We start from the raw sequence: 20,873 nt of genomic DNA on the forward strand, positions 1-20,873 counted from the left end.
TTTCTAAAAAGGCTATAAAGTTTAACTTTATTAAATTAATTCTTTTAATCTGTTTGCGGCTATTTCTGCAGTAATATCTCTCTGCGGAGAACCAAACATCTCATAACCTACCATAAATTTCTTTACAGTAGCACTTCTTAAAAGTGGCGGATAAAAACTCATGTGCCAATGCCAGTGAGCATTATCTACTCCGTTTGTTGGTGCTTGATGAATTCCGCTTGAATACGGAAAAGAAGTATGAAACAATTTATCATACGCTTTTGTAATTACAGAAATTGCTTGGGCATAATTCTTAGCTTCAGCATCTGAAAGTTCTAAGATATTTTTCTGTGCTTTTTTAGGTGCAATCATCACTTCGAAAGGCCAAATTGCCCAAAAAGGGGTTAACACAACAAAATCTTCATTTTCAAAGATAATGCGTTCTTTTGCTTTTAATTCTTGCTGTAAGTAATCTCCTAAAAGACTAGTGTTGTTCTCTAGATAGTATTTTTTCTGATGAATATCTTTTTTCTCAACTTCATTTGGCAACGTAGACTGACTCCATATTTGTCCGTGAGGGTGCGGATTACTACAACCCATTACTGCACCTTTGTTTTCAAAAATTTGTACATAGTTAATCCCTTCATTTTCTCCTAAAGTAGTAAATTCTTTTTGCCACGCATGCACCACTTTTTTAATATCCTCAACTTCCATTTCTGCCAAACTTTTAGAGTGATCTGGACTGAAACAAATTACTTTACAAATACCGCTTTCACTTTTAGCTTTTAACAAACCTTCATCCACAGAAAAAGAAGGAGAATCTTTTTGAAGTGCTGCAAAATCGTTTGTAAATACAAAAACATCTTTATAATCAGGATTTACCTCTCCGTTTATACGTGTATTTGTAGCGCACAAATAACAGCTTTTATCATGAGAAGGTCTCTTTTCTGTAGAAATCTCTTCATTTTGACCTTGCCACGGACGTTTTGCTCTATGAGGAGAAACTAAAACCCATTCTCCCGTTAAAATATTAAACCTCTTATGAGAATAGTCTTGTAAATTTTTATTTTCCATTTTAATATTTTTTAGTTCTTTATTTTACTAAATGTGTTCCTTCTGAAAGTGATACAAAATAGACAGAACATTCTTTGTTAAATTTATTTTTGTATGCTTTAGCTGCAGCTTCTGCAAATACTTTTGACTCACTTTTTGCAATTAGATTAATGGTACAACCGCCAAAACCTCCGCCCATCATTCTCGCTCCTAAAACATGTTTATTTTTCTTCGCTTGATCTACCAAGAAATCTAACTCTACACAACTTACCTTATATTGATGTTGTAAACCATCGTGGGACCCATAAATTAAAGCACCTAGTTTTTCTAAATCATTCTCTTTAATTGCTTTTGCAGCTTGTTGAGTTCTTTCAATTTCTTGAATTACATACAACGCTTTTTGATAATTTTCTGGCGTAACTTTATCTTTTATTCTTTCTAAATCTTCTTCAGTTGCTTCTCTTAACGTTTTAATATTTAACAGTTCTGCAATACTTTCGCAGGCAGACCTTCTATCATTATAAGCACTATCAGACAAACTATGTTTTACGTTGGTGTTCATCAGCATTAACTCATGATCTTTAAAATCTATTTCAAAAGATTCAGATTCTATGGCTCTACAGTCTAACAATAACGCATTGTTTTTAATACCAAACATACTTGCGTATTGGTCCATAATTCCGCATTTAACACCTACATAATTGTGTTCTGCTTTTTGTGAAATTAGAATCATTTCTGTTTTTGTTAAACCCAACTCAAACAATTCATTCAAACCAAAAACAACACTATTTTCTAAAGCCGCAGAAGAAGACATACCTGCACCACTAGGAATATTTCCTTTAAATACAATATTAAAATTTCCAATAATTTTATTACGATTCTGAATTTCAGCAACAACACCCAAAACATAATTTCCCCAACTTCCTTCTTTAGATGGTTTTAAAGTATCTAGCGTAAACCTAATTTCACTATCTAAATCTAACGCAATTGCAGTACAATTACCAGCATCACTTTTTTGAATTGCGGCTGCTATTCCTTTGTCTACAGCAGCAGGAAAAACAAAACCACCGTTATAATCTGTATGTTCTCCAATTATATTTATTCTTCCAGGAGAAAAAACAAGTAAAGGCTCTTTTGCAAAAACAGCTATAAACTTTGTTTTCACTTCTTGTATTAATTTCTTACTCATTGTAAAAAGTTTAATTGTTATTTATTTTCACATTCCATGTTAAGGAATAAGACGTATTTGGCTCTAAAACTTGTAGCCCAATTTTATTATTAAAACTGTTAGAAACCCCAGTCATTGGTTCAATTGCAATTAAAGGCAATCCTTTTGGAGTATACATCTGCAAAAAGTTTTCTTTTAAGTTTGATGTTATTTCTAATTGATACTTAACCGTTTTAAAATCGATTTTATTATTATCTAGAATAAAACAATCGTCTAATTGTTTGTCTTCAATCTTAAAAACGGAATCCCCTTTGTATCCTTCAATTCCCTTTGTGATTAGGTTTTTATCAAACGCTATTTTTTTATCACTTGTAAAACTTAAAGAGCTGTTTTGTAAATCTTCACAGAAAAAATAAGGATGCCAGCCCAAAGTAAACGGAAATGAATAGGTGTCGGTATTTTTCACTCTTATAGAAAGACTCAACCCTTCTTTAGTTAAAGTATATGTTGCGTATATTTTGTAAGTAAAAGGAAAACCTTTCGTCTTTTTATCTTCTTGATAACAGAGCGTTACAGCACATTTATTAGCACTAATTTCTTCTTCTTTAAATTGAAATTCTTTATTGTATACCAAACCATGTAACGCATTTCTACCACCATCTTCATTACAGTTAAATTGATAATTTTTATCATTAAAAGTATATTTTCCGTTTTCAATTCTATTTGCAAAAGGGAATAATATTGCAGAAGCATACGAGTTTCTATATTCAAAACTAGGTACGTCTTTTACAATTGCAATCGTGTTAAAAGTAAATTCTAGCAACCTTCCGCCTTCGTTTAAACAAATTCTTGCAATACTATTTTCGTCTGTATTTTTTAACTCTAAAAAACTGAAACCGTTTTGGTTTATTTTATCAACTTTAAACATATTATAAAGATTTTCTTTTGATGAAACTACTAGGGTTTGCTATTCGTTCGTCTTCATTATTCAATATCATTTGGGCTAATTTCTTCCCCATCAAATTAAAATCGGTAGAAATAGTTGTAATACCGTTTGCTACCACTTCTTTTAAAATGGAGTCATTAAAAGAAATGATACCAATGTCGTCTGCTATAATTAATTTTTCTTGTTTTATTTTTTTAATAATTACAATCAAGTTTTTATCATCTAACACAAAATAGACTTCTCCTTTCTTTGGTGTTCGGCTATTTAATGAAGAAACAACTTCATTCGGAATTTTATTTTCTATACAAAAACTCTGAAAACCTTTTAAAATTCCTTTGGGTTGCCTGTCATCAGAAAATAATAAAATGAGTTTATTGTATTTTTTTAATACTGAAAGTCCGTCTGTAAGTCCGTTGTAAATATCTTTTTCAAAATTTTGATAAACGGCAGGATATTGAGAAATTTCTTCATGAACCTGATCTAAAATATATACTTTTTCTTTAGCTAAATTCTGAATAACGGCTTCTGTACCAACTAAGTTTGCAGGCATAATTACATAGTGGCTGTAATTACCAATATTATCATTTATAAGCTTGCTAAAAACATCATTATTAAAGTGATGAAAAAAGATATCTACCTGATTGTCTTCTCCTAAATTTTCTAAAAAAGAATTATATAAATCTTCTTTAAAAGAATTAAGTTCATCAAAAAGTAAAAATATTTTTTTTGCAACTTTTATATGTTCACTGTTTACATAATAACCTTTACCAACCACAGAGTTGATAATTCCGCGATTTTTTAATTCATTAAAAGCGATTAAAACAGTATCTCTAGAAAGAGAATGTTGCTCTTTAATTGTATTTAAAGAAGGTAATTTATCCCCTTTTTTTAAGACACCATTTATAATTGCCTTCTCAATAGAAGCAACTATTTGCTTGTATTTAGGTGTTTTAGATTTCTTTTCTAGTGATACTATCCCCATAAAACAAAAGTAGCTCATTTTACATACAAAAACAACTAGTACGCACTGGTGTGTTATTAAGGTTTCAAAACAACAAAAACAACACATAATACCATAACAATAAGCAACATACACACCATCTATACGACAACCAAAAGAAACAAAAAATAAAAAATACATCTATTTTTACTTTCAATTTCGAGAAGTATTAAAGAAAAATGCTTCTTAAAATTATCTTGTTGTTAGAAATTAACTAAGTAATTCATTCTTTTCATATCTTTGAAATTCCTCTGAAAATTATAACGATGAACGATTTTATTCTTTACTTTAAAATGGGTCTAAACCATGTTTTAGACTTTAATGCTTATGATCATATTTTATTTTTAATAGTTTTAGCTGTTGTTTTCAGCTTTAATCAATTTAAAAAAGTTTTATGGTTGGTTACACTTTTTACGCTTGGGCATTCGATAACATTAGCATTATCTGCTTACGGAATTCTAAGTGTTAACATGAAATTGATTGAATTTCTAATTCCAGTAACCATTTTTATTACCGGTGTTATTAATGTTTTTACAGCCAAAAAATCATCCACAGGAAAAGAAAATACCAATTTAATTTTTGCCTTGTTTTTTGGTTTAATTCACGGGTTAGGCTTCTCTAATTATTTTAAAATGATGATTGGTAAAGAGGATGACAAACTTTTTCCGTTGTTAGAATTCGCTTTAGGTATAGAAGCTGCACAAATAATTATTGTTTTAGGAATCTTAATTATTGGTACTATTCTTCAGAATTTTTTAAGAGTTACTAGAAGAGATTGGATCTTAGTTTGCTCATCTATTGTAATTGGTTTCTCTATTCAAATGATGTTAGACAGAGTATTTTGGTAATTTATTAACGCAACATTCTTATGAATCTTTTTACTTTCGTTTTATGACAGAAACAAAACAGTTAAAATATGACAAAGCTTACTTAAAAATGGCTTTAGAATGGGGGAAACTTTCTCACTGTAAACGGAAACAAGTTGGCGCTTTAATTGTAAAAGACAGAATGATTATTTCTGATGGCTTTAACGGAACACCAACAGGTTTTAATAATTGCTGCGAAGATGAAGAAGGCATCACCAAATGGGAAGTTTTACATGCAGAAGCCAACGCAATTTTAAAAGTTGCAAGCTCTACACAATCTGCAAAAAACGCAACTTTATATATTACCCTATCACCTTGCACACAATGTAGTAAACTAATTCATCAAGCAGGTATAAAAAGAGTTGTATATGCAAACTCCTACAGAGATACTTCTGGAATAGAATTTTTAGAAAAAGCAGGTGTAAAAATCACACATTTACCTTATGAATAAAAAAAACCTTCCATTATTTCTTGCAATCGCAGTTGTTTTTGGAATCTTAATAGGCATGTCTTTTAGCGGAAGCTCTAGCAACTTGTTATCTTTCTCAAAAAGTTCTTCCCAAGAAAATAAAATAAGAAAACTAATTAACTTTATTGAAAACGATTACGTAGATAAAGTGAGTACAGACAGTTTATTAGACGGTGCAATTACACAAATGTTGGGCGAGTTAGATCCGCATTCTGTCTATATTCCGAAAGAAAACCTACAAGCAGTTAAAGAAAACATGCAAGGTAATTTTGTAGGAATTGGCGTTCAATTTAGAATGATTTCAGACTCGATTACTGTTGTTCAACCTATAAAAGGAGGACCAAGTATTAAGGCGGGAATAAAAGCTGGTGATAGAATTTTAATGGCTAATAAAGACACCCTTTTTGGAAAAAAGTTAATAGCCGATGCAATTCCTAAATTCTTAAAAGGAAAACCAAATACAGAAGTAAATCTTCAAATTTATAGAAAAAGCACAGATTCTCTTTTTAATGTTATAATTGCTCGTGGAAAAGTAAATATTAAAAGTGTCGATTTAGCTTATATGATTAATGATTCTATTGGGTATATTAAACTAGATCGTTTTGCAAGAAATACCTATACAGAATTTAAATCTTCTCTAAATACCTTGATTGATGAGGGAATGACAGCTCTTGTTCTAGACCTTCGGGGAAATGGTGGTGGTTTTATAGACATTGCAAATAGTATTGTTGATGAATTTCTAGAAGATGACAAACTAATTGTATTTACAAAAAATAACAAGGGTGAAATTGATGAATCTTTTGCAACTTCTAAAGGAGATTTTGAAAAAGGTGGTTTGTATGTTTTAATTGATGAAAACTCTGCCTCTGCTTCAGAAATTGTTGCGGGCGCTTTACAAGACAACGACAAAGGAACTATTATTGGAAGACGTTCTTTTGGGAAAGGTTTAGTGCAAATAGAAATGGATCTAGGCGATGGTTCTGCGGTTCGCTTAACAACAGCTCGTTACTATACACCAACAGGTAGATCTATACAAAAACCGTATGCTGGTCACGGAAATAAAAATTATTACAAAAATTTTCAACAAAGATTTTCTAACGGAGAGTTGTTAAGTAGAGATAGTATAAAAGTGATAGATTCTTTAAAATTTACAACTCCTAAAGGAAAAACTGTTTATGGCGGTGGTGGTATAATTCCTGATGTTTTTGTAGGTATAGATACAACTTCCTATATGACTAACTTTTATTTTAATACCATTAATAATTTTGCTTTCGATTATGTAGACACACATAGAAAGGAGTTAAGAAAATGGTCTATAACTACATATATTGATGATTTTGATAAAGATGAAGCCATTTTTAATAGCTATTTAGCTGATATTAAAGACAAAACAAAACCTTCTTTTAGAGCAAAACAGAACATCCAAAAATATTTAAAAGCCTCTATTGCAAATGCCCTTTTTGGTGATGTTGGTTTTTATAGAATTATTCATCAAGAAGACAAAATGCTGCAAAAAGTTTTGGAGTTGGAAAGTACTAACGAATAGCTTTTCTTTGTAGCAATGATAAAAATAACCACCTCAGAAAACAAAAAAGTATATTTTGCTTCAGATCAACATTTAGGTGCGCCAACTGCTGAAGCTAGTTTTCCTAGAGAAAAAAAGTTTGTTGCTTGGTTAGATACCATTAAAAAAGATGCTGATGCCATTTTTATTTTAGGTGATCTATTCGATTTTTGGTTTGAATATAAAACGGTAGTTCCTAAAGGCTTTGTTCGAGTTTTAGGAAAATTAGCCGAAATTAAAGATGCAGGAATTCCTATTTACTTCTTTGTCGGTAATCATGATTTATGGATGCATGATTATTTTGAAAAAGAGTTAAATATTCCTGTATATCACGCTCCTCAAGAATTTCTCATCAATAATAAAAAGTTTTTAATTGGACATGGAGATGGTTTAGGCCCTGGAGACAAAGGCTATAAACGCATGAAAAAAGTATTTACCTTTCCTTTATTTAAATGGATGTTTAGATGGCTTCACCCAGATATTGGCGTAAGACTTGGCCAATACATGTCGGTAAAAAATAAAATGATTTCTGGTGATGAAGATGCTAAATTTTTAGGAGAAGAAAACGAATGGTTGGTGCAATATTGTAAAAAGAAACTGACAGAAAAACACTATGATTACTTTGTTTTTGGACACCGACATCTTCCTTTAGAAATAAAGTTACAAAAGAATAGTATGTATATTAATCTTGGCGATTGGATACAATATTATACGTATGGTGCCTTTTCAGAGAACACTTTTAACTTACTTAAAAACGAATAGTATTTATATCAAAAATATAATTAAAACAAAAAAAGCGGCAAATTGCCGCTTTTTTCTAATAAAATACATTGGTTTATTTTAAGTTGAAACTTACTCTTGCAAATAAGAAACGACCACTAACACCAAATTGTTGAGATCTTCTAGACCAGTCGAAACGACCACCACTTCGGTTCGCTTCAATAGCTCTATCTGGGTATACGTCTAATAAATTATTAGCACCTATAGTTAATGTTAAGTCTTCTGTAGCCTTATAACCAAGAGATAAATCTGTAACTATTTTAGAATTGAAGTTTTGCTGATTAGCAATCGAGTTTGTTGCCTCAGACACTTTTCCAAAGTAAACATTTCTAAAGAAAACATTAAACTTTCCTGAAGTTAAACTATTTGTTAAGTTCACTTTAGTTGTTGGTACTGCCTCTTCTAAATAGATTCTACTATCTTCTGGAAAATAAGTGCTTTCTTGCCCTGCATCTTTTAAAATTTGCGAAGAATTAATTCCTCCTACTTGTCTTGTTTGAGAAAAAGTTCCTGATAAATCCGTTTTTAATCTTGTATTTTTTCCAAAATTTGCTTTGTGTGAAATTACAACATCTACACCTGTAGATTTTGTATCTATTGCATTTGCAAAGAAAGATGCTGCCGTTGCATTTGCTTGAACTAATAAGTTAGAAAGCTCTAGGTTAGCGGCATCAATTGGCTCACCTGCATTTGGTAGACCATCAGCAATAAGTGTAGGTTTAAACTGACCTGTATACACTACTCTATCATCAATATTTACAATATAACCATCTACAGTAAATGTAATATTAGACTCTGGTAATTTTGCTGTAAAACCTGCACTAAAACTATTAGAAGTTTCTTCTTTTAATTGAGGAATTCCTAATAATTGTGCTGCTTTACTATCATTTGCAAACGTACCTACTTCTACAGGAACACCATCTTGAAAAATAGTAGATGTAGAGTTATAGTTTAATTGATGTAAAGAAGGTGCTCTAAAACCAGTGTTAAATGAAGCTCTAATCCTAAAATTGTCTGATGCTTTATAAATAGACGCTAACTTAAAGTTAACGGTAGCACCAAAATCTGAATAGTTTTCATAACGCGTTGCGAAAGTAGTTGAGAATACTTCAGAAAATTTTGCATCTAAGTCTATGTATCCTGCAACACTATTACGTCCTCTTGATAATTCGTTTTTTGGACCAAACCCAGGAAATACTTGAGATCCACCTGGTCTAGAACTTCCAAAGAAATCTTTTAACGGAGTAGTACCAGCTACACCACTAAATGGTTGCCCATCTGCTTGGTATTGTGTATAAGAAGACTCTTCACCCGAAATAATTTCATAGTTTTCAATTCTATGTTCTGCTCCAAAAGCAAGGCCAAATCCTTCAAAAGTATCTTCATAAAATTTAGATACATCTAAATTGGTAGTATTTTGTGAAAATGCAAACCCACCAGCATCAAAAGTTGTTGGAGATGCTTTTCCTTGAGAAGCATTGTAGGTATTCCCTATTCTATAATCGAATGCATTTCTACCGTAAGTATTTGAAAAATCTACATTCCATTCTCCAATCTTACCTTTAACACCAACAGCTATCGATTTATCTGAAATTGTTGAATTAATTTCTGGTAAAAAACCATTATTATAAGCAGGCGTATACGTTCTACTTTGATTTGGTAATCTGTAAAAACCTGCAGAGCTACCATCTCTAGAACTCATTCCTGCAAAAGAATAGATTTCTGTACCATTGTCATCTAACGGTAATTTAAAATTGGCAAAAAATCTACCTCCACGAACTTTAGATTGCCCAACTCTCATGTTAAAGTCTGTTCTATTCAAATTTCTTGCTGCCAATTCAGACGTAGTTGCATCGGCACCTAATATTGTTTGTAGCGCAGCTAAATCATCTCCTGCTGTTGTAGGGTAACCAGCCGTATTTGAAAAACCTTTTAAATCATTCAAAATAGTATTGTATTCATTAGATGCTGGGTCTAATCCATTTGCTAAAGACAAGAATCTTGTGGTATCATAATTAGCTGCATTTGCTAATCTTTCAACAACATTATATCCATTAAAAATATCTCCTTCCCATTCTTTCATTCTGTTGTAAGGTTCACGAACATCAAAATCTCCAGAAAAAGTAATAAAACCACCATTCTCACCTAAAGGCAGTCCGTAGCTTGCACTAATGTTTGTAGTTTCGCCATCTACACCACCTGTTTGTGCATTTGCATTTTTACTAAAATTGGCTCCAGTAGTTACTGCTAGAGACAACTCGTTTACCGTTTCATTTAAAACAATATTTATAACTCCTGCAATAGCATCAGAACCATATTGTGCTGCTGCACCATCTCTTAAAACTTCTAATCTCTTAATTGCTGCTGCTGGTATTGCATTTAAATCTGTACCTACAGAACCTCTACCAAAAGTACCATTTACGTTTATTAAAGAAGAAGTGTGTCTTCTTTTTCCGTTAATTAATACCAATACTTGATCTGGACCTAAACCTCTTAATGAAGCAGGATCTACGTGATCTGTACCATCTGAAATAGTTTGTGTGTTTGACGTAAATGAAGGTGCTACAAAATTTAAAATTTGATTTAAATTAACTTGTGGTGATGATGCTGCTAATTCTTTTATATCAACAATATCAATTGGCACAGGAGAATCTATAGCAGATCTATTTGGGTTTCTTGATCCAATAACAACAATTTCTCCTAAAGAGACATTGTCTTCATTAACAACAATTGTTAGATAAGAACTGCTAGTTACATTTACCGTTTTTGTTTCATAACCAATTGAAGATACAACTAGTGTTATTGGTAAACTTTTTACCTTAATACTAAACTCACCATTATCATCTGTAGTGGTTCCGTTTAACGTTCCTTTAATAAGAACATTCATATAAGGTAACGTTTGGCCAGAAGCATCTGTTACTTTCCCTTTAATAGTTTGAGCAACCATTGCTAGAGGCAACAAAAACAAAAAGGTAAACATTAAAAATTTGTGTGTGTTTTTTTGTTTCATAATTATTTATTTTGAATTAATATTTAACTAAAATTAACGTTTTAATTTACAAAGGCAATGAATATTATCATAAATCATTTTTTTTAGAGATTGCTTTTAAATAAAACTAGATACTATTTTTTTATTTCTTAGTAATAGCTTGAGCACTTAATAAATACTTAAGACATATTTATCTCCGTATAAATTACCTTTAAATAATAGCTTCTTTTTTTATTACAAGAAATGCTACTAGATTCGTTTTCACTTATTATACAAAAAAACACTACCCTTTCGGGTAGCATTTTCTAATTAATCAAATATAATTATTCTTTAAAACTGGTAGTTTAAAGATAAATTAAACATTGTACCTAATTGGCTAAAGTGATAACCATCATATGTCATTTGAGAATAACGCTGGTTAAAAGTAATTAAGTTAGATGGAGAATTTGTAACAGCAGCACCGTCAATAATTGCCTGCCCTGTTGCAGTTGCATTTGTAAAACTCCACTCTGGTAATATATTAAATAAGTTATTCACATTTAAAGATAATGTTAACTTTTCAGTAGCATTAAAGTTAATACCTAAATCTGTAACTACTTTTGGTGTAAATTCTGTTCTTAAATCAGAACCACCATCTTGTACTGCTCCTGCTGGTATATCTGCAGCATTCACAAAAATACTTTCTAAATTTTGCAATCCTTGTTGTGCAAATTTAGTTTTACCAAAATATGTGTTATTTAGAGAAAAACCGAATTTACCAATATCATAAGTAGTTCCTAAAATCCATTTAGTTTTTGGTCTAGAAGTAAAGAATAAAGCTTCTTGAGTTTCATTAACTACAGATTGTCCTGCATCAGCAACTATTGTTGGGTTCTTAACGGCTCCATCTCTTGCATTTTCTATTACATAGTTTCCAGATAAATTAAAACCTAATTTACCTTCTCCTACTTCAATTTTGTTATAACCTATAACAACATCGATACCAGAAGTTTTTGTATCTATAGCATTTGTAAAGAAACTTAAATCACTTAAATTGTTGTTTGTTAAAACTTGATCTAAAGCAGTATTTCCTGCTGCTGTAGCTCCAATCTCTGTACTTAAAACAACTCTATCTTTAACATTAATGCTATAGTAATCTAAAGTAAAACTTAAGTTTCTATTTACTTTACCTCCTAAACCTAATGTAAAGTTTGTTGAAGTTTCAGCATCTAACTTATCAATTCCTAAAAGACCAGCTTGTGAAGACACATTGTTTACCAAACCACCTACTTGAATTCCTTGACCCGGAACAAAACTATATTGTGCTTTCTGTGTATAAATTTGGTGTAATGTTGGTGCTCTAAACCCTGTAGATACAGAACTTCTTAAAGTATACTTGTCATTAAATGTATAAGCTCCACTTGCTTTCCAAACAAAAGCATTACCAAAATCTGAATAATTTTCACTTCTAATTGTTCCGTCTAAAGTTAAGTTTTCTGTTGGGTTCCAATTTAAAGATGCATAACCACCAAAGTTATAACGTGTAAACTTCCCTGAATTTTCTGGGCTATTTCCTGCAAATGAATCTGCACCACCACCATCATAAGAACCTAATTCTCCTTCAATAATTTCAAAAGTTTCATATCTAAATTCTGTACCAAAAGCAACACTTAAGTTATCTGTAAGAATTTTAGAAATATCTAAATTTCCAACATTATGATAAAACCCTGTTCCTCCTGGATCGAAAGATCTCTTAGAATTTTCTCTGTATAATTGAGAACCTTCAGTAACCTCACCTTGATCTATAGTTCCGTTATTATTTGCATCTACCCAAGTAGATGGAGAATATACAACGTTTCTATTATGAGAATCACTTACTTTATAAGTTTGAGAGTTTCCACCAGTTGTAAAACTAGCATCCACATTCCAATCGTTAATTACAGATTTAAAACCAATAGTAGCATTATAATCATTTAAATCTCCTTCGAATGTTGGTACATAACCATCATAACCACCAGCATTTGTTGGGTGGTCTCCCGGGAAAAAACCTGCTAAATATGGATCATCTGCAAGAGTTCTCCAATAAGGAGTTCTATAATTTGCAAAAGAATTTACTTTCTTGTTAATAAAAGCACCATTAAAATATAAATTAGATTCTTCACTTAATTTATAAGAACCATTTACTAAAAATTTAGCAGCAGCAGTTTCTGGTGCTCCATTTATATTATTAGCATCTGGATTTCTACTTAAAAATTCGTTTACATCTGCAATGTTTGCTCCGAAATCTGCAGCTTCACCAGCAGCATCAACTGTTCCTGGTCTGTTAGAAACATTCGTTTTAGAAAAATCTACGGTATAATTGATAAATCCTTTATCGTCTCCAATAGAAGAACCATTGTTCACAGAAACACCAAACATTTCCCCATCACCTTCAGAAGTTAATCCTGTTCTTAATGTAGCAGAACCAGCATCTGGGCTATCTTTTAAAATAATATTAATTACACCTGCAATTGCATCAGAACCATATTGTGCAGAAGCACCGTCTCTTAATACTTGTATATCTTTAATTGCATCAATTGGAATTCCAGAAATATCTGAACCCGTTTCACCTCTACCCGGAGAAGTCTGTGTGTATAATAAAGCACTTAAGTTTTTACGCTTACCGTTAATAAGAATTAATGTTCTACTTGGTCCCATATTTCTAATTTCATACGGATCTAGTAAAGAAGTTGCATCATTAACTGGTGTTTGTACCGTACTAAAAGATGGAATCTTGTATTGTAAAGCTTTATCAAAACTGGTTTGTCCTGTAGAAACTAAATCTTTTGCAGACACAATATCTATTGGTAAAGGACTTTTTGTATTACTTCTTGCAGGAGTTCTTGACCCTGTAATTACAATTTCATCTAAAGCTTCGTCCCCATCTTCTATTGTAATGTTTAAGAAAGAGTTACTTGTTACTTTTACTTGTTTAGTCTTAAAACCGATAGAAGATACAACTATAGTTACTGGTAAACCCTTAACGTTTAGGCTAAACTCACCAGAATCACTAGTTGTAGTTCCTGTAGAAGTTCCTTTTACTAGAACATTCATGTAAGGTAATGCACTTCCTGATTTGTCTGTTACTTTCCCTTTTATTGTCTGCGCCATGAATCCTAGAGGAAGCATAAATAGAATAGCAAATGCACATAATTTTGATAAATACTTTTGTCTCATAAATAAATTATTTAGTTAATAAATCTGTTTAACTAGTTGCTGCTTTCTTCAAAGATGCAGTAACCGATTTATTATATAAGACAGAAAAAGAAAAAGCATACCCTTAAAAATTCATTTATTTTTAAAAAAAATGCAAAAAAGATATAAATTATTTAATAACTACAGCTTTATATTCAATTTTGTGTAGTAAAAAGAGCCATTTGTCCCCATTTGTGTAGCATCCCACAATCCTCCACTATCAGTATAACTACTTTGTTTGGTTGGGTAGATATTAAACAAGTTGCTGGCACCTAACTGGAGATTAATTATATTACTTAATTGATAACTGAAGTGTAAATCTGTTGTTATTTTTGGTTGATACGTATCTATAGAAGCCTCTAATCTTTCTTTTTCTGAATTATTAAAGTTTGATACATCCTGGGTTATTTGCCAATCAATTAATTGAACGCTACTAAACCTTGTTAATCCCAAAGATGTCTTCAGTTTTTTATATTGATAGTTAACTCCTAGATTAAATTTACTTTTTGGAGCAGAAGCTAATAAAAACTGTTGATCTCGCTCTCCGAAAAAAGTTTCTTTATCTAACTGTTTATTATTTATTTCTGTAATTCTCATATAATTAATGTTTCCAGATAAGTCTATAGATAACTCAGTGTTCTCCATTTTTTTTCTCCAACTTAAAACTAAATCTACACCTGTAGTTTCTGTATTTACACCATTTGCAAAAAACTGAACATTATCTATTCCTAAACCTAAGTTTGAAGCATCAAAATTACCACTTAGTATAATCCTATCTTTAACTGAAACATAATAAGCATCGAGTGCTGCATTAAATGTTGTGCTTAGTTTTGCAGTAAATCCTAAACTAAAATTTATAGCTTTTTCTTCTTTTAAATTATCTATGTTAAATTTTCTTGCAATAGGACTATTATTTGCTACTAAAAGTGATTCCGTTGGTTTACTTCCTATAAAATTTGTGAATGTTAGGTTGTAATAAATTTGAGCTAAAGAAGGTGCTCTAAAACCAGTACTAAAAGAACTTCTTAGATTGAATTTATTTGTAATTTTATATCTCGATGCTAGTTTATAATTTAATGTGCTTCCAAAATCACTATAATATTCATAACGTAAAGCAGCGCCAATCATAAATTTTTTAGTAAAATCTATCTCTGTATCTAAATAAAGACCAAAATTAGATCTATTTCTATCTACCTCATTTTCTGGAGAATACCCAGGAAACCCTTGTGAACCTCCTGGTCTCACCATACCGTTATACGTTTTATAATCTGAAACTGGTGTTTTTGAGCTTACCAAATCTCCGTTAACATCATAGGAACCATACGAAGCTTCTTCTCCAGAAAATATTTTATACTTATCTAACCGAGACTCTAGCCCCAAAGCAATGTTAAATCCATAAGATTTTGCCATAAAATATCTAGAAAAATCGATACTTGTAGTATTTTGAATTAATTGATGCCCACCTGCATCAAACTCTGTTGGCGAATTTTCTTCTAAGGTAGCATTTAGCGTATTTTTAATAAAATATTGGAAATTATTTCTTCCAAAAGTATTATTTACATCTATATTCCATTCTTTAAAGTTTGTAAACAACCCTACTGATAATGAATTATCTAGAATATTTGATGTGATTAATGGGTTAAATCCATTTGGATAAATATCGAGTACATTCCTTTCACTATCTGCTACTCGTGTAAAAGCAAAAGATGCTGTGTTTTTATAATTAAAACCACCATTAACATACAATTTTGTATTTCTATAAATCGGAATTTCAGAATTTAAAAAAAGACTTACATTCTTTACTGCTGCTTGTCCGTATTTTTCTCTTGCTGTAGTTGCTGGTCTTAACGTATTGTCTGTTGATACTGCTTCGGCAGAAATATTAATAAAACCTCCTTGGCTAATTTTTGTACCATAATTTAATCCTAATTTATAAGTAAAACCATCAACTTTATTAGGAAAAACACTATTACTATCACCATTATGAAAACCTAAAGTAGAACTTACATTTAGCTCATTATCAGCATCTCTTAAAACAATATTTATTACACCAGCAATGGCATCTGAACCATATTGTGCAGATGCACCATCTCTTAATAATTCTATCCTTTTTATTGCAGAAATAGGTATGGCATTTAAATCGGTTCCAGAATTCCCTCTTCCTCTGGTGCCATATAAATTTATTAAAGATGCTTGGTGCCTCCTTTTTCCATTAATTAGAACCAACGTCTGATCTGGTCCTAAACCTCTAATAGTTGCAGGATCTATATGGTCTGCCCCATCTGCTCCGGATTGTTTGCTTGCATTAAATGAAGGGATTGCATATTGCAAAAATTGATTAATTTCTACTTGACTGCTTTTAGAAGATGTCTTTTCAATATCTATAAAATCAATAGCAACCGGTGTGTCATTTGCAACTCTGTTTTTATTTCTAGAACCTACAACTTGTACTTCATCTAATTCTTCACCGGATAATAAAACAATTGTATGAAATATTTTAGGTTGAAGTTGAAGCGTTTTAGAGTTGTGCCCTAAAAAACTAACGGTAATATTATTTTTATGCTGAATTTCAAACTCAAAAGTTCCGTCGCTATTTGTGGTTGTTCCTGCTAAAGATTCTTTTTCTTGCAAAGTTGCACCACTAAGAGGTATATTATCTGAACTTAAAACAATACCCCTAACAATTACTCTTTTCTTATTAAAAGTACTATCGATAAGAACACTCTTTGAGAAAACGGTGTTTCCTTTAGAATGAATTTTCCGTTTACCGTATTTTTGTTTGGCGTAAATAACATAGTAACTATTTCCTAGATCATCAAAAAGAAAAGGTGTAATTTTTTCTAATAAAGAGATAGATTCACTTAAAGATAAATTTGCAAACCCTTTTTCTTGAATTTTTTTACCAGAAAGCAAGTTGGCATTGTAAGTAAAGAAAATCTTATGCTCATTACTAATTTTATCTAGTAAAGTAGCCAACGGAATTGACTTTTGTTTATGCTCTTGAGCAACTATTTTTTGAGAAGTAAAAGCTACAGAAACAAGTAATATAAGTTTTATGAATACTAGTTTTTGAACCATTTACCGATTTAAAGTTACACTTATTTCTTACTGATAATTAAGCTACTATCTTTTTTGATAATAAGCACATCAACAGATTTTTCAATTGCTTTTATACAGATGTCAATATTTGTAATAGGAACGGCTCCTGTAATTAAAGTATTCTTACTTTTTTCGTCTTTAAAAATTATAGAAAAGCCGTAAGCTTCTTCTATTTTTTCCATCGCTTCTTCCAAAGATAGGTTTTCAAAAAGTAAAGAACCATTTTTCCAAGAAGTTTTTATGGTCGCATTAAATATGTTTTTATCTTCTAATATTTTATTTTTTTCTGCGGAATAAGAAATATAATTACCAGGAATCATTTTTTTATCTGCTCCATTTTTCAATTTTAACCATATATTTCCTTCCTCTAAGAAAACACCTGTTTTTTTCTTTTTTGTATTTACATTAAAAGAGGTGCCGTAAACTTCTACAGACAAATCATCTGTTAAGACCCAAAATTTTGCATTTGTAGCTACTTTTTTATCAACCTGAAAAAAAGCTTCACCAGACAACCAAACTTTTCTACTTTCATTTTTATAATAAGATAAACTAGAATTTGAGTTTAAAGTAACATCGCTACCATCTTGTAGTTTTATGGTTAGAATTTCTCCATAATTTGTTCTATGTGTAATTTTAGAATTACTATTTATAAAATAAAAACCAATAGAAATTAATAAAAGTATAGATGCAGCTGCACTAAATTGTTTTAGAAATCTTACTTTTCTTTTAGGTTTTGTTTTTTTAGCTTGAATTTTAGCCTCTAATTTACCCCATTCGAAAGCCACTTTTTCTTTGCTTACTAAAGCCTTGTCAAAAGAAATACCTAAAACAAGGTCTTTTGCTTTGTTTACCAATACGGCTTTATCAGGGTTCTTTTCAATCCAAAATTCCCAAAAATTAATGTCTGTGCCATTATTTTGTAGTGCCCAATTTTTAAAAGAAGCATCTTCTAAAAAATCGTTTATGGTATTATACTTCTTCTTAATCATTTAATAAATGTATCGAATGTATATAGATAAGGCAATTTCCCTTTTTCTATACTCTTAATTTTATGTTAAAGCTTAAATAATTTAATAATAGAAATTTCTTCTTTCAAACTATTTATTGCTTTGTGAAGTGTATTTACTACACTTTGATAATTAATACCCATTATTTCTGATATCTCTTTGGCTTTTAAACCACTATAATATTTTAAATAAATGGCTTCTTTTTGTCTTTTTGGTAATTTATTTAATAAAGTTGAAAGATTTTTATTTTTAAACCGTTGTGTTTCTTGGTTTGTCATCAACTCTTCTGCTGTAAATTGAATATCTACAAAGTTTTCATTGGAAAAGTCTGTATGTTTTACTTTTTCATTCTTTTTCATCACTTTTAATAAAAAGCGTTTGTAAGATGTAAAAAGGTAAGGTGCAATGGTTTCTAAGTCGCTTAAATTTTCTCGATGCTCATAAACGTACATAAAAAAGTCTTGTAAAGTATCTTCTGTAAGAGCCGTGTTTTTCGATATTTTTAAGCCATAACTATGTAATTCTGGGTAATAAGTTTCAAAAAGTACAGAAAATGCATTCAAGTCTCCTTCCTTTAATGATTTCCATAAAAACTTATCCGTCAGCTTTTCCATGTAAAATTTTGTGGTCTATAATTTTTATAAATGTAATAAAAAATAACAAATCATCTTTAACCTACTTTTAACAAGAATAAATTTGTTAAAATTGTAGCTTTGTTATCAATAAAAAAAATATAACACCTAATACAATATATAATGGATGTAGATGTAAGAGCTATTAACGAGAAAATCGAAAGAGAAAGTGCCTTTATAGATATTCTTACTTTAGAAATGAATAAAGTAATTGTGGGCCAAAAACAAATGATCGAAAGTTTGTTGATTGGGCTTCTTGGAAATGGACACATTTTATTAGAAGGAGTTCCTGGTTTGGCAAAAACTTTGGCAATTAATACCTTATCTAAAGCGGTACAAGCTAGTTTTAGTAGAGTACAATTTACGCCAGATTTATTACCAGCAGATGTTGTTGGAACCATGATTTATAACATGAAGGAAAATGACTTCATGATTAAAAAAGGACCCATTTTTGCGAATTTTGTATTAGCCGATGAGATTAACAGAGCGCCTGCAAAAGTGCAATCTGCTTTACTAGAAGCAATGCAAGAGCGTCAAATTACTATTGGAGATACTACTTTTAAGCTAGATGAACCTTTCTTAGTAATGGCAACTCAGAACCCAGTTGAGCAAGAAGGAACGTATCCTTTACCAGAAGCACAAGTAGATAGATTCATGCTAAAAGTGGTTATCGATTATCCGAAGTTACAAGATGAGCAAATTATTATGCGTCAGAATTTATCTGGCGGATTTGCAAAAGTAAATCCTGTAATTTCTGTAGCACAAATTATTAAAGCTAGAGAAGTTGCGAATGAAGTTTATATGGACGAGAAAATTGAAAAATATATTCTTGACATTATTTTTGCAACGCGTTATCCAGAAAAATATAACTTACCAAAATTAAAAGATTTAATTAGTTTTGGAGCTTCACCTCGTGGAAGCATCAACTTAGCAAAAGCAGCTAAATGTTATGCTTTCATTAAACGAAGAGGCTACGTTATACCAGAAGATGTTAGAGCTGTTGTTTTTGATGTTTTACGTCACAGAATAGGAATTACCTATGAAGCGGAAGCAGAAAACATAACGTCTGTAGACATTATAAACCAGATTATTAATGAAGTTGAAGTGCCATAAATAAGTTGGCAGTAAAATCAGTAGCAGTTGGCAGTTGCTTACTCATACTGAATACTAATTTAAAAATTAACAGTCTGCTTATAACTGAAAACTGCGACTGAATACTGTTTACTAAAAAGATGGATACAAAGGAAATACTTAAAAAAGTTCGGAAAATAGAAATTAAGACAAAACGCTTGTCTAATGATATTTTTGGCGGTGAATACCATTCATCTTTCAAAGGACGTGGTATGACTTTTTCTGAAGTAAGGCAATACCAGTTTGGTGATGATGTAAGAGCCATAGATTGGAATGTTACCGCGCGTTACAATGAGCCTTATATTAAAGTTTTTGAAGAAGAACGCGAATTAACAATGATGCTTTTGGTTGATGTTTCTGGTTCTGAATTATTCGGAACAGCAACACAATTTAAAAAAGATACAGTTACTGAAATTGCCGCAACATTGGCATTCTCTGCCACCCAAAACAACGATAAAGTAGGTTTAATTTTATTTTCTGATGATATCGAACTTTTTATTCCTCCTAAAAAAGGAAAAAGTCATGTTTTAAGAATCATTAGAGAGTTAATTGAGTTCAAACCAAAGAGTAAAAAAACAAATATTGCTGCCGCTTTAAAGTTTTTATCTAGTGTGATGAAAAAAAGAGCCATTGTTTTTATGTTGTCTGATTTTATGGATGATGACTACGAAAAAACATTAAAAATTGCCGCAAAAAAACACGACTTAACAGGAATTAGAATTTTTGACAAACATGATGAAGAAATTCCTAATTTAGGAATGGTGCCCATGTTAGATTCAGAAACTGGCGCTGTTCAGTTGATAAACACAGCGTCTAAATCTGTAAGAACAAGTTACAAAGCAAATGCTTTGCGCTTAACAGATTATTACACAAACATGTTTAAGAGAAGTGGCGCAGGAACTGTTAACACCAGAGTTGACGAAAATTATGTAAAGAAATTATTGGGTTATTTTAAACACAAAGGAAGATAGTTACTT

Annotated in this window: 15 protein-coding genes; 6 read left to right on the forward strand and 9 right to left on the reverse strand. The window is 31.0% G+C overall.

The genetic code is table 11. From position 1 onward, the window contains the following. Positions 1 to 30 precede the first annotated feature (30 nt). From CW731_RS10080 to CW731_RS10095, 4 genes are read right to left on the reverse strand one after another with little or no spacing between them, the layout of a single operon-like run. A complete protein-coding gene (locus tag CW731_RS10080) occupies positions 31 to 1,053 on the reverse strand; it encodes a UDP-glucose--hexose-1-phosphate uridylyltransferase (protein ID WP_100946605.1) in 1,023 nt (340 codons plus the stop codon). A 19-nt stretch (positions 1,054 to 1,072) separates the two neighbouring features. Beyond that, on the reverse strand, positions 1,073 to 2,221 hold the full coding sequence (gene galK / locus CW731_RS10085) for a galactokinase (protein WP_100946606.1): 1,149 nt from the start codon (positions 2,219 to 2,221) through the stop codon (positions 1,073 to 1,075). Between the two features lie 10 nt (positions 2,222 to 2,231). Further along, on the reverse strand, positions 2,232 to 3,128 hold the full coding sequence (locus tag CW731_RS10090; protein WP_100946607.1) for an aldose 1-epimerase: 897 nt from the start codon (positions 3,126 to 3,128) through the stop codon (positions 2,232 to 2,234). A gap of 1 nt (position 3,129) precedes the next feature. Beyond that, positions 3,130 to 4,128 carry a GntR family transcriptional regulator gene (locus CW731_RS10095; protein ID WP_100946608.1) on the reverse strand — a complete coding sequence of 333 codons (999 nt, stop codon included), beginning with the start codon at positions 4,126 to 4,128 and terminating at the stop codon, positions 3,130 to 3,132. A 284-nt stretch (positions 4,129 to 4,412) separates the two neighbouring features. Here CW731_RS10095 and CW731_RS10100 point away from each other — a divergent pair, with 284 nt between their 5' ends. Genes CW731_RS10100 through CW731_RS10115 form a run of 4 tightly spaced genes read left to right on the forward strand, consistent with a single transcriptional unit; the run spans position 4,413 to position 7,807 of the window. After that, positions 4,413 to 4,994, forward strand: a complete 582-nt coding sequence (locus CW731_RS10100; RefSeq protein ID WP_100946609.1) for a HupE/UreJ family protein — start codon at positions 4,413 to 4,415, stop codon at positions 4,992 to 4,994. Between the two features lie 43 nt (positions 4,995 to 5,037). Next, positions 5,038 to 5,463 carry a dCMP deaminase family protein gene (locus CW731_RS10105; RefSeq protein WP_100946610.1) on the forward strand — a complete coding sequence of 142 codons (426 nt, stop codon included), beginning with the start codon at positions 5,038 to 5,040 and terminating at the stop codon, positions 5,461 to 5,463. Further along, the gene (locus CW731_RS10110) at positions 5,456 to 7,027 is read left to right on the forward strand and encodes a S41 family peptidase (protein WP_100946611.1); all 1,572 of its coding nucleotides are present in this window, start codon (positions 5,456 to 5,458) and stop codon (positions 7,025 to 7,027) included. The genes CW731_RS10105 and CW731_RS10110 overlap by 8 nt, the downstream gene beginning before the upstream one ends. A gap of 15 nt (positions 7,028 to 7,042) precedes the next feature. Then, entirely contained in the window at positions 7,043 to 7,807 is a 765-nt protein-coding gene (locus tag CW731_RS10115; RefSeq protein ID WP_198519809.1) for a UDP-2,3-diacylglucosamine diphosphatase, read from the forward strand. A gap of 73 nt (positions 7,808 to 7,880) precedes the next feature. On the opposite strand, the gene CW731_RS10120 is transcribed toward CW731_RS10115, so the two are convergent. From CW731_RS10120 to CW731_RS10140, 5 genes are all read right to left on the reverse strand, one after another. Next, positions 7,881 to 10,835: a TonB-dependent receptor gene (locus CW731_RS10120; RefSeq protein ID WP_100946612.1), complete on the reverse strand. Its 2,955-nt coding sequence runs from the start codon at positions 10,833 to 10,835 to the stop codon at positions 7,881 to 7,883. A gap of 309 nt (positions 10,836 to 11,144) precedes the next feature. Beyond that, positions 11,145 to 14,009 carry a TonB-dependent receptor gene (locus tag CW731_RS10125; protein ID WP_100946613.1) on the reverse strand — a complete coding sequence of 955 codons (2,865 nt, stop codon included), beginning with the start codon at positions 14,007 to 14,009 and terminating at the stop codon, positions 11,145 to 11,147. A gap of 159 nt (positions 14,010 to 14,168) precedes the next feature. Beyond that, on the reverse strand, positions 14,169 to 17,105 hold the full coding sequence (locus CW731_RS10130) for a TonB-dependent receptor (protein WP_100946614.1): 2,937 nt from the start codon (positions 17,103 to 17,105) through the stop codon (positions 14,169 to 14,171). 20 nt (positions 17,106 to 17,125) lie between these two features. Further along, positions 17,126 to 18,115, reverse strand: coding sequence for a FecR family protein (locus CW731_RS10135; RefSeq protein WP_100946615.1), 990 nt, complete (start codon positions 18,113 to 18,115; stop codon positions 17,126 to 17,128). 65 nt (positions 18,116 to 18,180) lie between these two features. Further along, on the reverse strand, positions 18,181 to 18,747 hold the full coding sequence (locus CW731_RS10140) for an RNA polymerase sigma factor (RefSeq protein ID WP_100946616.1): 567 nt from the start codon (positions 18,745 to 18,747) through the stop codon (positions 18,181 to 18,183). A gap of 141 nt (positions 18,748 to 18,888) precedes the next feature. Between CW731_RS10140 and CW731_RS10145 the strand changes: the two genes are divergently transcribed. After that, entirely contained in the window at positions 18,889 to 19,878 is a 990-nt protein-coding gene (locus tag CW731_RS10145) for a MoxR family ATPase (RefSeq protein ID WP_100946617.1), read from the forward strand. Between the two features lie 119 nt (positions 19,879 to 19,997). After that, on the forward strand, positions 19,998 to 20,867 hold the full coding sequence (locus CW731_RS10150; protein WP_100946618.1) for a DUF58 domain-containing protein: 870 nt from the start codon (positions 19,998 to 20,000) through the stop codon (positions 20,865 to 20,867). Positions 20,868 to 20,873: the final 6 nt, after the last annotated feature.

The organism is Polaribacter sp. ALD11 (assembly GCF_002831685.1).
In the GTDB taxonomy this organism is placed as follows: domain Bacteria; phylum Bacteroidota; class Bacteroidia; order Flavobacteriales; family Flavobacteriaceae; genus Polaribacter.

What these genes read in the sequence shown, in the direction of transcription:
- CW731_RS10120 (WP_100946612.1), bottom strand. Translation starts at nt 10,835, where the DNA reads ATGAAACAAAAAAACACACACAAATTTTTAATGTTTACCTTTTTGTTT.
- CW731_RS10095 (WP_100946608.1), bottom strand. Translation starts at nt 4,128, where the DNA reads ATGGGGATAGTATCACTAGAAAAGAAATCTAAAACACCTAAATACAAG.
- CW731_RS10080 (WP_100946605.1), bottom strand. Translation starts at nt 1,053, where the DNA reads ATGGAAAATAAAAATTTACAAGACTATTCTCATAAGAGGTTTAATATT.
- CW731_RS10145 (WP_100946617.1), top strand. Translation starts at nt 18,889, where the DNA reads ATGGATGTAGATGTAAGAGCTATTAACGAGAAAATCGAAAGAGAAAGT.
- CW731_RS10110 (WP_100946611.1), top strand. Translation starts at nt 5,456, where the DNA reads ATGAATAAAAAAAACCTTCCATTATTTCTTGCAATCGCAGTTGTTTTT.
- CW731_RS10100 (WP_100946609.1), top strand. Translation starts at nt 4,413, where the DNA reads ATGAACGATTTTATTCTTTACTTTAAAATGGGTCTAAACCATGTTTTA.
- CW731_RS10140 (WP_100946616.1), bottom strand. Translation starts at nt 18,747, where the DNA reads ATGGAAAAGCTGACGGATAAGTTTTTATGGAAATCATTAAAGGAAGGA.
- CW731_RS10115 (WP_198519809.1), top strand. Translation starts at nt 7,043, where the DNA reads ATGATAAAAATAACCACCTCAGAAAACAAAAAAGTATATTTTGCTTCA.
- CW731_RS10105 (WP_100946610.1), top strand. Translation starts at nt 5,038, where the DNA reads ATGACAGAAACAAAACAGTTAAAATATGACAAAGCTTACTTAAAAATG.
- CW731_RS10150 (WP_100946618.1), top strand. Translation starts at nt 19,998, where the DNA reads ATGGATACAAAGGAAATACTTAAAAAAGTTCGGAAAATAGAAATTAAG.
- CW731_RS10130 (WP_100946614.1), bottom strand. Translation starts at nt 17,105, where the DNA reads ATGGTTCAAAAACTAGTATTCATAAAACTTATATTACTTGTTTCTGTA.
- galK (WP_100946606.1), bottom strand. Translation starts at nt 2,221, where the DNA reads ATGAGTAAGAAATTAATACAAGAAGTGAAAACAAAGTTTATAGCTGTT.
- CW731_RS10135 (WP_100946615.1), bottom strand. Translation starts at nt 18,115, where the DNA reads ATGATTAAGAAGAAGTATAATACCATAAACGATTTTTTAGAAGATGCT.
- CW731_RS10090 (WP_100946607.1), bottom strand. Translation starts at nt 3,128, where the DNA reads ATGTTTAAAGTTGATAAAATAAACCAAAACGGTTTCAGTTTTTTAGAG.
- CW731_RS10125 (WP_100946613.1), bottom strand. Translation starts at nt 14,009, where the DNA reads ATGAGACAAAAGTATTTATCAAAATTATGTGCATTTGCTATTCTATTT.